The organism is Mediterraneibacter gnavus ATCC 29149 (genome assembly GCF_008121495.1).
In the GTDB taxonomy this organism is placed as follows: domain Bacteria; phylum Bacillota; class Clostridia; order Lachnospirales; family Lachnospiraceae; genus Mediterraneibacter; species Mediterraneibacter gnavus.
In genome coordinates this window covers 703,281-716,638 of record NZ_CP043051.1, presented here as the reverse complement: position 1 = coordinate 716,638, position 13,358 = coordinate 703,281, and the positions used below count along the sequence as shown (strand labels likewise).

Below are 13,358 nucleotides of genomic sequence, written 5' to 3'. Positions count from 1 at the left end.
CGATTGATAACAAGGGGAGCTTGTGTGACAGGCTGAGAGGAAGTTGTGAACTTCGACCTATAACCTGATTTGGATAATGCCAACGTAGGAACTGTAATCTCGTTTATACAAGGAACTCCTCCTTGTTTTCAATCACGAAAACAAGGAGGAGTTTTTTATGTTGAACTTTATGGTAAATGCAGAAGGCGGTCTGACGACTGCAGGATATGCAATTTGTATTGTGCTGGGAATCGTTGTATTTGGTATTGCATTGTTTTTTGCCGGTAAAAATTCAGAAAAAAATAAAATGTCCGCGAAACAGCTTGCGTGCTGTGCGATGGCAATGGCACTTGCTTTTATTACTTCCTATATCAAGATTTTCTCTCTGCCATGGGGCGGCAGTGTGACACTGTGCAGCATGCTCTTTATCGTGCTGGTAGCAAACTGGTATGGAGTAAGAACAGGAATTTTGGTTGGATTTACATATGGAATGCTCCAGTTTTTACAGGAGCCATACGTACTTTCTCTGTTCCAGGTATGCTGTGATTATGTATTGGCTTTCGCAGCACTTGGTGTGGCAGGTTTCTTTGCAAAGCAAAAGAATGGACTGCTCAAAGGCTATATCGTAGCTGTTCTCGCCAGGGGAGCGTTTCATGCGCTGGGAGGATATTTGTACTGGATGGACTACATGCCGGACAATTTCCCGAAATCACTTGCAGCCGTATATCCGATCGCATATAACTACAGTTTCCTTCTGGCAGAAGGACTGATTACAATCGTGATCATCTCCATTCCGGCAGTACAGAAAGCACTTGGACGGGTAAAAAAAATAGCAGTAGAATAAAGCGAAAAACAACGACTGTAAGATTCTCGGGAATTTTACGGTCGTTGTTTTTATAAGGTAAGAGGTTTAATAAAATTAGTTAATCGGTTAATTTATATCCGTAACGTGCTTTGCGGATAAATTTTTGGATAATGGTTACCGGCAGACTGATCAAAATGAACAGTGTGGAAAAAATTCCTGCAGAACCACCGATGATCATCAAAAGTATCATTACGATATTATTGCCCATTACTGTCACTCCTTTGAATGAAATTGCCCTTGTATCGGACCAGATTCTATTTTAGTGACAAAGGCATAAAAAGAAAAGAGATTTGAGGCCTTTTTAGCGCAATCTTAGCATAAGAGATTACTGCTAATCGTTTTCTGATGAATCCTCCTGCATTCGGTATCCAACGCCTACTTCTGTAAAGATATATTTAGGCTGTGCAGGGTCTTTTTCCAGCTTTCTTCGGATATTTGCCATATTGACGCGCAGGATTTTATTGTCGTCGTCTGCGTATGGTCCCCAGACATTGGAAATGATGGCGGCGTATGTCATGACTTTTCCGGAATTCTGTGCCAGATAGGATACAATTTTGTATTCAATAGGGGTCAGATGAACCGGCTGTTTGTCTAAGGTCAGTTCCCGTTTGGAAAAATCCAATACCAGATCTTCGTAGCGATAGGGCCGGATATAAAGAGAATCTGTAGTATATAAGCGGTTGCTGTGTCTTAAGGAGGTACGGATGCGGGCAAGCAGTTCTGAGGTTCCGAATGGCTTGGTAATGTAATCATCCGCTCCCTGATCCAATGCGAGAACCTTTTCCTTTTCGGCACTTCGTGCGGAGATGACAATGATCGGGGTACTGGTCCAGGTCCGGACTTCCTGGATAATATCATTTCCATTCATATCAGGCAGACCAAGGTCTAAAATAATTACGTCTGGACATTGGGAATGGATCAGATTCAGTCCTTCTTTCCCGCAGTCCGCATACAGTACACGGTAATCCTGTTTTTTCAGGATCTTTCCTACAAAGGTCTGAATATTTTTTTCGTCTTCTATAATCAATACAGTGAATTTAGGCATAGTTTGCGTTCTCCTTTTCTTTTGGAAGGGTAAAGGAGAATTCGGCTCCTTTATCCAGATTGGCAGCGTGGATCACGCCGTCGTGAGCATGAATGATCGTCCGGCAGATAGACAGTCCGATGCCGATTCCTTTGTGTCCGTCAGCGGTATCAGAGCTGTACTGTCCGTCAAAAATAAAAGGGATCTGGTCGGGATCCAGTCCGATTCCATAGTCCCGGACTGCAAATGTGACACAGTCCGGCTGATCGGTGATCAAAAGGTCGATGGGATCAGAGCTCGAGGAATGGACATAGGCATTTTCCATCAAGTTGATCAGCACCTGTTCGATCAAAGTAGCATCCATTGGGATCATCAGAAAATCTTCCGGCATAGAAACCCGGATCTGGATTTTAGGAAGGCGTTTCTGAAGTCGGACAATTGATTCGGAGACGACTTCTTCCACAATTTCCTGCGACTTTTTGACTTTGCTGGATTCATTTTGAATCTTCGTTACAGAGAGCAGGTTTTCCACCATATTCAGCAGCCACTGTGCATCCTCGTTAATATTCGAAATCAGCTCCATACGTTCTTGCTCGGACATATTCTGGGCATCGTCCAGATAAGAGGCAGAAGAGCCGATTATGCTCGTCAGAGGGGTACGCAGATCATGTGATACGGCGCGCAGAAGATTGGCATGAATTTTCTCGCGCTCTGCTTCTGCAAGCTTTCGTTCCCGTTCGGAGGCAATGGCTTTTTGTTTTTTGAGCATACTGGCGGTCGCGCTGGTGATAAGAGAAATAGCCAGCATGCCGATAAATGTGACCGGATATCCGTCCAGTATGAAGTTTAGTTTGAAATAGGGATATGTAAAAAAATAGTTTGCTGCGATGACACAAAAAACGGAGGCGGCAGCACCATACCAGTAACTGGTCGTATTCTGAGCGATCAGGATCAGAGCCAGAATATAAATCAGGGCAGTGTTGACAGAATTTTTTTGTCCTAGGTTAAAAAAGAAAAATGCCAGTATCGTGGAGATACCAAGGCAAAGGAAAGTAAACGTCAGATTTTTAAAAAATGTCTTCATACATATAACACCTCTCTGCAACCAGATTACCATAATAAAAGGAAAAAATCCATACTGTGTAATAAAAAACAAAAAATGAAAGAAATAAAAAATTAACTTGCAAAAATGAGATAATACTGTAAAGAAAAAGATTGAGAAATAAATAACAAATATACAAAATAAACAAAAAATGGACATATAAAAAGGATAATGGATTTTAAATATCAATTTTAGATGGAAAAATAAACAAAACAGCTAAAAAGAAAAATAAGAGGAATGAATATAAAATGAATTTCTATGTTGAAAATTATTCATTTGTTTGGTAAACTATAGAAGCAGTGTCATCTGTATAAGATGGAGGTACAGATGCACAGAAAATCCCAAAATTGAGATTGAGGAGGAGAAAATGGAAAATTTAATGTACGTAGTTCCTGTCGTATCGGTTCTCGCGTTACTATTTGCCGGATATCTGGCTGTAAAAGTTGCGAAGCAGGAAGAAGGAACAGAGAAAATGAAAGAGATCGCATCTGCGATCAGTGAGGGTGCACGCGCATTCCTTACTGCAGAATACAAGATTCTGATCGTATTTGTGATCGTATTGTTTTTACTGATCGGATTTGGGATCGGTAACTGGGTAACAGCAATCTGTTTTGTTGTGGGAGCTTTGTTTTCTACACTGGCAGGTTACTTTGGCATGAATGTTGCAACAAAGGCGAATGTAAGAACAGCGAATGCTGCCAGAGAAAGTGGAATGAATAAGGCGCTTTCCATCGCATTTTCAGGCGGAGCCGTTATGGGAATGTGTGTAGCAGGTCTGGGAGCGCTTGGAGTCAGCGTTGTATATATTCTGACGAAAGATGTAGACGTGCTGTCCGGATTCAGTTTGGGAGCATCTTCAATTGCGCTGTTTGCGCGTGTTGGCGGTGGTATCTATACAAAAGCTGCAGACGTAGGGGCTGATCTGGTTGGAAAAGTAGAAGCCGGAATCCCTGAGGATGATCCGCGTAACCCTGCAGTAATCGCAGACAACGTAGGGGATAATGTAGGAGATGTTGCAGGAATGGGAGCCGACTTATTTGAATCTTATGTAGGATCTCTCGTTTCTGCACTGACACTTGGTGTTGCGGTTTCTGCAATTTCCGGAGTTGTATTCCCGCTTGCGATCGCGGGATGTGGACTTGTAGCATCCATTATCGGTACATTCTTTGTAAAAGGGGATGAGAAAGTAAGTCCGCAGAAAGCCCTGAAGATGGGAAGCAATATTGCGGCACTTCTGGTTGTGATCGTGTCTCTTGTACTGAGTAAGGTTTTATTTGGAAACTTTGACGGAGCGATCGCCGTAATCGCAGGTCTGATCGTAGGTGTTCTCATTGGTCTGATTACAGAATGCTATACATCAGCAGATTACAATCCGGTGAAGAAGATCGGAGAGCAGTCTGAGACAGGACCGGCAACCACGATCATCAGTGGAATCGCAGTCGGAATGCAGTCAACAGCAATCCCGCTGATCCTGATCTGCATCGGTATTTTTGTAGCATATCAGGTAGACGGATTGTACGGAATTGCTCTGGCAGCAGTGGGAATGCTTTCTACAACTGGAATTACAGTTGCGGTGGATGCATATGGTCCGATCGCCGATAATGCCGGCGGAATCGCAGAAATGTCAGGTCTGGACAAATCGGTACGTGAAATCACTGATAAACTGGATTCTGTAGGAAATACAACAGCAGCTATGGGAAAAGGCTTTGCAATCGGTTCTGCTGCGCTGACAGCACTGGCACTGTTTGCTTCGTATTCTCAGGCAGTACATCTGGAAAGTATCAATGTGCTGGATTATCGTGTGATCATCGGATTGTTTATCGGAGGAATGCTTACATTCCTGTTCTCTGCATTTACCATGGAATCCGTATCTAAGGCAGCATATAAGATGATCGAGGAAGTAAGACGTCAGTTCCGTGAGAAACCGGGAATTATGAAAGGAACGGAAAAACCGGATTATAAGTCTTGCGTATCTATCTCTACGACAGCTGCACTTCATGAGATGCTTCTTCCGGGAGCAATGGCAGTTGTTGTGCCGATCCTGGTCGGAATCGTGTTAGGAGTGGAAGCTCTTGGCGGACTTCAGGCAGGTGCGCTTGTGACAGGTGTTCTCATGGCGATCTTTATGGCAAACTCAGGTGGTGCCTGGGATAATGCCAAGAAGTACATCGAAGAAGGAAATCACGGCGGAAAAGGAAGCGAGGCTCACAAGGCAGCGGTTGTCGGAGACACTGTTGGAGATCCGTTTAAAGATACATCAGGACCATCCATCAATATCCTGATCAAACTGATGACAGTTGTGTCACTTGTATTTGCGCCATTGTTTATGGCGATCGGTGGATTACTGTAAGATATTTCATAGAACAGTCGATTTTCAGCTTGAAAATTGGCTGTTTTTATGCTGATTCTGCTGGCTGCAAGAAACACTGGTGGATCGGATTTTGTTATCAGGGGGAATGAAAACCAGATTTCCACCATATGAAATAAAGAGGGAAACTGTCAATTAATGAAACAGTTTCCCTCTTTTTTAATTAAATCGTTTCTCCGTTTTTATATTTCTGCAGTACATGCTGGATTCTCTCATCCGGGCTTAAGATACTGCTGATAGAACCGTCGTGGTTCAGTGTATCGATGATCAGAGCGATATATTTGCTCATGTCACAGTTGATATAGTATGGTCTTGATAATAATTCCGGTGTCTGATAGATCAGGTTAGTTGTCAGAATACCGGAGATTGTTCCGTCCTCATATGCCTGATCGAACTTGTCCAGACCGTTTGTGAAAAGACCAAATGTAGCTGCAGCAAAGATTCGTTTTGCTTTTCTGCGTTTCAGCTCTGTTGCAACTTCGATGATAGAATCTCCGGAAGAGATCATGTCATCGATAATGATCACGTCTTTGCCTTCTACAGAGCTTCCTAAGAATTCGTGGGCAACGATCGGGTTGCGTCCGTTGACGATCTGTGTATAATCACGGCGTTTGTAGAACATACCCATATCCAGTCCAAGTACGTTTGCAAGGTAGATCGCACGGTTCGTACCACCTTCATCCGGGCTGATCGCCATCATGTGGTCACTGTCGATCTGCAGATCTTTTACATTGCGCAGAAGTCCTTTGACAAACTGGTAAGTTGGAGGAACTGTCTCAAATCCGCTCAGCGGGATGGCATTGGATACACGAGGATCGTGCGCATCAAAAGTAATGATGTTATCAACGCCCATGCGTACCAGTTCCTGAAGTCCGAGTGCGCAGTCTAAAGACTCGCGGCTTGTTCTTTTGTGCTGACGGCTTTCGTAAAGGAATGGCATGATCACATTGATGCGGCGCGCCTTTCCTCCGACTGCAGCGATTACACGCTTTAAGTTCTGGAAATGGTCATCCGGTGACATATGGTTTGTGTTTCCTGTCAGAGAATAGGTGAGGCTGTAGTTGCATACGTCGACCATCAGATAGAGATCTTTTCCACGAACAGACTCTTTGATGATTCCTTTTGCCTCTCCGGAACCGAATCTCGGAACATCGGCATCAATGATAAAAGTATCTCTGTCATAACCGGTGAAAGCGACATCTCCTTTATGTTCAGAACCGCTTTCTTTGCGCCATTTTACCAGATAATCATTGACCTTGTCTCCAAGACCTTCGCATCCTCTGACCGGAATCAGTCCGAGCGCTCCTACTGGAATATTTTCTAAGTTTCTTTCTTTTCGACGTAACATTAATTTTCCTCCCTGTTTTTTAATTTCTTTTTGATTCGGATGTCATCGCCTATCAGTTTCAACATGATATAATTACTTGTGATTCTGGAAAAGGACCGTTCTGTATAAAGATCAGCCAGAGTGTCCAGTGACAAGTTTGTTGATATAATTGTAGAACGGCTGTTAAGCAGTCGTTCGTTGATGCATGTGAAGAACTGGGATGCAATAAAATTGTTCGTATATTCGGTTCCCAGATCATCAATGATCAGACAGTCACAGTTGTAGATCAGTTCAAACATATTCTGCGCATCTACATCTTGCTTGTCAAACGCATGTTTTGCAAGACTGGAAAAGAACTTGGATGCAGAAAAGTAAAGAACAGAATACTCTTTATCCATCAGTTCCTTTGCAATGCAGTTGGACAAAAAGGTCTTGCCCACACCAACATCTCCATACAGAAAAAGATTCTGGAAATCTGTTCCGAAAGAGGTGACGAAATTCCGGCAGATCCGCAGGGCATCTTCAATTACCTGGCGGGAAGAACGGCCGGTCTTCGGGTCAATAAAGTTGGTGGAATAGTAGTCCAGAGCAAAGTTGCTGAAGTTTTCTTTTTTGAGAATTTCTTTTAAGTTTGACTGTTCATAAAGTAAGTCAATGATGGCTTTTTTGAAACAGTGACATTTTTGGTTTCCGATATATCCGGTATCTTTACAATTCGGACAATCATAGACCGGTTCCAGATAATCAGCCGGAAAACCACTGGATCGTAAAAGCTCCTGCTTGCTGGCGCGTAAAATGGCAAGCTCTTCTTTTAAAGAAGAAATTGCTTTTTGATCGCCGTTTAACAGGCGTTTTCCATATTGAACAGACAAAATGGAAATGGAATCATCCAGTGATTTAAATTCAGGCAGCTGACGGTAGACCTCTTCATAATGCTGTGTCAGTATATCATGGTTTCGGAGTTGTTTTTGCTCGTACTTACGCATAATCGCCTGATATTGTGAATTTTTTAGTCCCACGACAGTGCTCTCCTTCTAATTGCTGTTTAATAGTTGCTCCTCCAGAGAATCCATGTCATATGAACGGCGTTCGAAATTGTTCAGATTTCTGGAGACAGGTTTTGCCTTTGGAGCTGAGGCAGCCGAAACGGCTTTTTGTTTCTGATATGCATCATCCAACACCGAAATATCTTTCAAATGATGTACATGGCTGTTGTGCCATCTGGTCAGGATCGTGTCTGCATATTCAAAGCTTGGCTGATGAGTTGCAGAAATTGTTCTGCTGCAGGCTTCTTCGATGATGTCCAGAGTAAATCCATAGGTATCGGTCCATTTCTGGATATACGAAACCTCAGATGCGGCAGGTCCCCGATTTTTGATTCCGAAAGCATTCAGAACAGTGTAGCAGTTTTTGTTATAACTGCGGGATTGCTGTTTTGCCTGCTCTTTGGTAGTGATCCCGCTGTCTGCCCAGGATAAAGCGACCTTCTGAATATAATGAATACTTTTGTGGCCGTTTTCCACGCAGGATTCGATCAGATATTCGATCAGGTCAGCCGACATGCCGAGATGATCATAAAAATAAGTGATCGCATCCATATCTGTCTTTGTCAGAGTCTTACCAAGATACTGTTCCGCAATGAACAGGAGCGATTTTAGCTGCTTTTGCGCCTTTGCGGCATCTGCGTGCGCCGCCGGGCGGGAAACAGAAGCTGCCACAGCTTTGGGAGTAGCAGGCTTGACAGAGACGACCGGTGCGGAAGGCTTTTTGGCCGCAGTGATCGGTATCTGTGCTTGGGTCTGGGGAATCTGGATCAGTTCCAGTTCACAGACATGTCCCTCTGCATCACATTCCATCTGAAGAAGTCCTTTGGATTCCCAGTATTTGAATGCGCGCAGGATATCATTTTCTGTGTTGTTCAGACAGTCTGCAACTGCAGAAACTGTCAGAGAAGAGCCGGCATTATCCAAATGTCTTAAAAGGAACAGATATACTTTTACAAATTCGCCGTTTGCCTGCACCATATAGTGATCGATAAAGTCGTTCGCAACCAGTGTGGCATTTGTCTGGAATTTATTTTTTAACGTAAATGTCTTCATAGTCCTCTCCCTGTTTTCCGGAATTCATACGCTGCTCTCTCATGCGCAAAGGTATTATAGCATCTTATCTGAACGGGCAAAAGCCTTTTTTCAAGGGAAAATCTGCTTTTTTGTGAATAACCCATGTGGATAATGTGGATAAGTCCTATTTTAAGAGATCTTCTCCAATTTTTACCACATCTCCGGCACCCATTGTAAGAACAAGATCTCCTGCATTCCAGTTTTCTTTGAGAAATGTTTCGATCTCTGCAAAGGATGGAAAATAGTGAGAATCTGTTCCAAGGCTGCGGATCGCGTCTGAGAGCGCTTCAGAGGATACCCCAAGAGTATCTGTTTCCCGTGCGGCATAAATATCGGCAAGAATCACATGATCTGCATGGGAAAGAGCTTCTGCAAATTCCTGGAAAAATGCTTTGGTCCTTGTGTATGTGTGCGGCTGGAATACGCACCAGAGTTTGCGGTGCGGATAGTGCTTCGCAGCCTTTAAAGTTGCTTTGATCTCTGTCGGATGATGTGCATAGTCATCTACGATGGTGACATCATCGATCGTTCCCTTGTATTCAAAACGGCGGTCTGTTCCGGAGAAGGAAAGCAGGCCTTTCTGAATCGTATCCATGGAAAGTCCCAACAGCTCCGCTGTTGCGATCGCGGAAAGGGCGTTGGACACATTGTGATCTCCGGTCACGGAAAGGACGATGTGTGTGTCCAGCTTTCCGTTTCGGAAGAAATCAAATGCAACCCGACCTTTTTCATCGTAGGTGATATTCTGCGCACTGTAGTCAAATTCTGGAGACATTCCGTAAGTCACCACGCTGCAGTCCAGACCTTCGCAGATTTCCTGATACTGATCGATCTCTCCGTTAATGATCAGTGTTCCGTCAGATGGCAACAGGGCTGCAAACTGATGAAAGGAGTGACGGATATCTTCCAGATCTTTAAAGAAATCCAGATGATCGGCTTCAATGTTCAGGATGATGCTGATCTTCGGGAAAAAGTGCAGGAAGCTGTTTGTATATTCACAGGCCTCTGTGACGAAGATGCCGGAGCTTCCGACCCGGATATTTCCGCCGATGGCCTGCAGAATCCCGCCCACAGAGATGGTAGGATCTGTGTCACCTGCCAGCAGAACATGAGAGATCATGGAAGTTGTTGTCGTCTTGCCATGAGTTCCTGATACTGCGATCGGAGTTTTGTAATTAGCCATCAGCTGTCCAAGCAGCTCCGCACGGGTCAGCATTGGGATTTTTTTTGCAACAGCTTCCATCAGCTCTGCATTTTCTCTGCGGATCGCGGCAGTGTATACGACGCAGTCGATCCCGTCGATGATATTGGATGCTTTCTGACCATAAAAAATCTGAGCCCCTTTTGCTTCCAGATGTTCGGTAAGCGGAGAGACTTTCGAGTCAGAACCGGATACGGTAAATCCTTCTTTTAGAAGAATCTCGGCAAGACCGCTCATGCTGATGCCGCCGATACCGATAAAATGAACGTGAATAGGCTGTTTGAAATTGATTTTATACATATGATGATTACCTTCCCTTACTATGAAAATAGTTGAAAATCTTGTGTGTTTTATTTTAAAAGTAAAAAGTTTATTAAATTTAGTCATAAAATTTCTTTGCAGTTTATATTATACTATATATGGGGAAAATTAAAAGAAGTTCTTTTTGTACCAAATAAACAAAAAGGAAAAAGATTATGCAAAATTTTTGTAAAAAACATGTACGGATGAGAAAAATATGGTATAATAACAGCAATCAACTAGAAATGAGGTGACTACATGATTAAGAAGGAAATGATTGCCATGCTGCTTGCAGGCGGACAAGGCAGTCGATTGGGAGTTCTCACTGCAAAGGTTGCAAAACCGGCAGTGGCTTTTGGAGGGAAATATCGGATCATTGATTTTCCATTGAGTAACTGTATTAATTCAGGAGTAGACACGGTGGGTGTATTGACGCAGTATCAGCCGCTGCGTTTGAATACCCATATTGGAATCGGGATCCCGTGGGATCTGGACCGTAATATCGGCGGAGTTACAATCCTTCCTCCTTATGAGAAGAGCGCGAACAGCGAGTGGTATACCGGAACGGCTAATGCCATTTATCAGAATCTGGATTACATGGAGACTTACAATCCGGATTATGTGCTGATTCTTTCAGGAGATCATATTTATAAGATGGATTATGAAGTAATGCTGGATTTCCACAAGGCAAATCATGCGGATGTTACGATCGCAGCGATGCCGGTGCCGATGGAAGAGGCAAGCAGATTTGGAATTGTAGTCACAGATGAAGAAAGCAAGATTAAAGAATTTGAAGAGAAGCCGGAGAAGCCAAGCAGTAATCTGGCATCCATGGGAATTTATATATTCAGCTGGCCGGTATTGAAAGAAGCTCTTCTGAAATTATCCGAGCAGCCGAATTGTGATTTTGGAAAACATATCATTCCATATTGTCACGAAAACGGAAGAAGAATGTTTGCTTATGAATACAACGGATATTGGAAGGATGTCGGAACATTGAGTTCTTACTGGGAAGCGAATATGGAGCTGATTGACATCATTCCGGAATTCAATCTGTATGAAGAGTTCTGGAAGATTTATACAAACAGTGCCAATATTCCGCCCCAGTATATCTCGGATCAGTCTGTGGTAGACCGTTGCATCATCAGCAATGGTTCTGAGATTTACGGAGAAGTACATAATTCCGTATTAGGCGGAGGAGTTACGATCGGAAAAGGCAGTATCGTGCGGGATTCTATCCTGATGCGTGATGTTGTGATCGGAGATAATTGCGTGATAGACAAGGCGATTATTGCGGAAGGCACTGAGATTGGCAACAATGTTGTGATCGGAATCGGAAGCGAGGTTCCGAACAAAGAAAAACCGAATATTTACAGTGGCGGACTGGCTACGATTGGAGAAAACTCCAGAATTCCATCCAATGTACAGATTGGCAAAAATACTGCAATCAGTGGTTATACCGTGCCGGAAGATTACAGCGATGGAGTACTTGCAGGCGGCGAGACATTAATAAAGGCAGGTGAACGTTCATGAGAGCAGTAGGGATTATCTTGGCAGGTGGAAGCAGCAGAAAAATGAGGGAGCTGACAGCGAAACGTGCAGCTGCGGCGATGCCGGTGGCAAGCAGTTACAGAGCGATTGATTTTGCACTCAGCAATATGACAAATTCGCATATACAGAAAGTGGCAGTTCTGACACAGTATAATGCGAGATCTTTAAATGAACATCTGAATTCCTCAAAATGGTGGGATTTCGGAAGAAAGCAGGGTGGTCTGTATGTATTTACACCGACGATCACTGCGAATAACGGGGACTGGTACAGAGGAACAGCCGATGCGATCTATCAGAATCTGGATTTCCTGAAAAAGTGTCACGAACCATATGTGATCATTACATCCGGAGACGCGGTGTACAAGCTTGATTATAATAAAGTCCTTGAATACCATATTGCAAAGAAAGCGGATATTACAGTTGTGTGTAAGGATCTGGATGACAGAGAAGATGCGACTCGTTTTGGTACGGTACGCATGAACGAATCTGCCAGAATTGAAGAGTTCGAAGAAAAGCCTATGGTGGCAAAATCCCAGACGATCTCTACAGGAATCTATGTAATCAGAAGAAGGCTTCTGATCGATCTGATAGAGCATTGCGCAGAGGAAGAGAGACATGATTTTGTAACCGATATTCTGATTCGTTATAAGAATCTGAAGAAAATTTACGGTTATAAGATAAACAGCTACTGGAACAACATCTCAACAGTGGATGCATATTACCAGACAAATATGGATTTCCTGAAGCCGGAAGTGAGAAAGTATTTCTTTAAGGATGCTCCGAGTGTGTATTCCAAGGTGAGCGATCTGCCGCCTGCAAAATACAATCCGGGAGCAGCCGTCAAGAACAGCCTTATAGGAAGCGGAAGTATCATCAATGGAACTGTGGAAAACTCCATTATCTTCAAAAAAGTATTTGTCGGCAATAACTGTGTGATCAAAAATTCAATCATTTTAAATGATGTATATCTCGGGGACAATACATATATTGAAAATTGTATTGTAGAGAGCAGAGATACGATCAGAGCCAATACACGTCATGTTGGTGAGAGTGGTGTAAAAGTGGTAGTTGAAAAAAACGAGAGGTATGCATTATAAGGAATTGAGACAGTAATGCAGGCGGAGAAAGGAGACTTGAACAGTATGCAGATTACAGATGTTCGTGTGCGCAAGGTGACAAAAGAGGGAAAATTAAAAGCAGTTGTTTCGATTACGATTGATAATGAATTCGTAGTTCATGATATCAAGGTGATCGAAGGGGAAAAAGGCTTGTTTATCGCAATGCCGAGCAAAAAAGCTCTGGATGGGGAATATCGCGATATCGCACATCCGATCAATTCCGGTACAAGAGAAAAGATTCAGAATACGATATTGGATCGGTATCAGGAATCTCTGGAAGCAGATACGGAAGAATCTGGGGAAATGTAAGAAGAGGAAAATAAGAGCAGCGGCTGTCTCATGGATAAACGATGAGGCAGCCGCTGTTTTTAAAAAGAGAGAAAAATTGCGAAAGAACGGAATT

The 13,358-nt window shown here is 43.3% G+C and carries 12 protein-coding genes and 1 riboswitch; of the genes, 5 read left to right on the top strand and 7 right to left on the bottom strand.

Features of this window, described 5'->3' with window-relative positions:
* Positions 1–2 precede the first annotated feature (2 nt).
* Positions 3–109, top strand: a riboswitch (TPP riboswitch).
* Between the two features lie 48 nt (positions 110–157).
* Entirely contained in the window at positions 158–823 is a 666-nt protein-coding gene (locus FXV78_RS03560) for an energy-coupled thiamine transporter ThiT (RefSeq protein WP_004842391.1), read from the top strand.
* 79 nt (positions 824–902) lie between these two features.
* Here FXV78_RS03560 and FXV78_RS17805 read toward each other — a convergent pair whose 3' ends face one another.
* The 3 genes from FXV78_RS17805 to FXV78_RS03550 all read right to left on the bottom strand — a co-directional run bounded on the left by FXV78_RS17805 (position 903) and on the right by FXV78_RS03550 (position 2,952).
* Entirely contained in the window at positions 903–1,052 is a 150-nt protein-coding gene (locus FXV78_RS17805) for a hypothetical protein (protein WP_004842394.1), read from the bottom strand.
* Between the two features lie 123 nt (positions 1,053–1,175).
* Entirely contained in the window at positions 1,176–1,889 is a 714-nt protein-coding gene (locus FXV78_RS03555; RefSeq protein ID WP_004842397.1) for a response regulator, read from the bottom strand.
* Positions 1,882–2,952: a sensor histidine kinase gene (locus FXV78_RS03550; RefSeq protein ID WP_009245163.1), complete on the bottom strand. Its 1,071-nt coding sequence runs from the start codon at positions 2,950–2,952 to the stop codon at positions 1,882–1,884. The genes FXV78_RS03555 and FXV78_RS03550 overlap by 8 nt, the downstream gene beginning before the upstream one ends.
* Before the next feature lie 385 nt (positions 2,953–3,337).
* Between FXV78_RS03550 and FXV78_RS03545 the strand changes: the two genes are divergently transcribed.
* Positions 3,338–5,320, top strand: coding sequence for a sodium-translocating pyrophosphatase (locus FXV78_RS03545; protein ID WP_004842401.1), 1,983 nt, complete (start codon positions 3,338–3,340; stop codon positions 5,318–5,320).
* A gap of 181 nt (positions 5,321–5,501) precedes the next feature.
* On the opposite strand, the gene FXV78_RS03540 is transcribed toward FXV78_RS03545, so the two are convergent.
* The 4 genes from FXV78_RS03540 to murC all read right to left on the bottom strand — a co-directional run bounded on the left by FXV78_RS03540 (position 5,502) and on the right by murC (position 10,286).
* Positions 5,502–6,686 (bottom strand): ribose-phosphate pyrophosphokinase, encoded by a 1,185-nt coding sequence (locus FXV78_RS03540; protein WP_004842403.1) that lies wholly within the window; start codon positions 6,684–6,686, stop codon positions 5,502–5,504.
* The gene (locus FXV78_RS03535) at positions 6,686–7,684 is read right to left on the bottom strand and encodes an ATP-binding protein (protein WP_004842405.1); all 999 of its coding nucleotides are present in this window, start codon (positions 7,682–7,684) and stop codon (positions 6,686–6,688) included. The genes FXV78_RS03540 and FXV78_RS03535 overlap by 1 nt, the downstream gene beginning before the upstream one ends.
* A 15-nt stretch (positions 7,685–7,699) precedes the next feature.
* Complete coding sequence (locus FXV78_RS03530; RefSeq protein ID WP_004842407.1) at positions 7,700–8,764, bottom strand: DnaD domain protein; 1,065 nt, start codon at positions 8,762–8,764, stop codon at positions 7,700–7,702.
* A 145-nt stretch (positions 8,765–8,909) separates the two neighbouring features.
* A complete protein-coding gene (gene murC, locus FXV78_RS03525) occupies positions 8,910–10,286 on the bottom strand; it encodes a UDP-N-acetylmuramate--L-alanine ligase (RefSeq protein ID WP_039959601.1) in 1,377 nt (458 codons plus the stop codon).
* A 258-nt stretch (positions 10,287–10,544) separates the two neighbouring features.
* Here murC and FXV78_RS03520 point away from each other — a divergent pair, with 258 nt between their 5' ends.
* The 3 genes from FXV78_RS03520 to spoVG are packed head-to-tail and all read left to right on the top strand — an operon-like array spanning position 10,545 to position 13,264.
* Positions 10,545–11,819 (top strand): glucose-1-phosphate adenylyltransferase, encoded by a 1,275-nt coding sequence (locus FXV78_RS03520; RefSeq protein ID WP_004842413.1) that lies wholly within the window; start codon positions 10,545–10,547, stop codon positions 11,817–11,819.
* Positions 11,816–12,934 (top strand): glucose-1-phosphate adenylyltransferase subunit GlgD, encoded by a 1,119-nt coding sequence (glgD, locus tag FXV78_RS03515; protein ID WP_004842415.1) that lies wholly within the window; start codon positions 11,816–11,818, stop codon positions 12,932–12,934. The genes FXV78_RS03520 and glgD overlap by 4 nt, the downstream gene beginning before the upstream one ends.
* A gap of 45 nt (positions 12,935–12,979) precedes the next feature.
* On the top strand, positions 12,980–13,264 hold the full coding sequence (spoVG, locus tag FXV78_RS03510) for a septation regulator SpoVG (protein WP_009245160.1): 285 nt from the start codon (positions 12,980–12,982) through the stop codon (positions 13,262–13,264).
* Positions 13,265–13,358 lie beyond the last annotated feature (94 nt).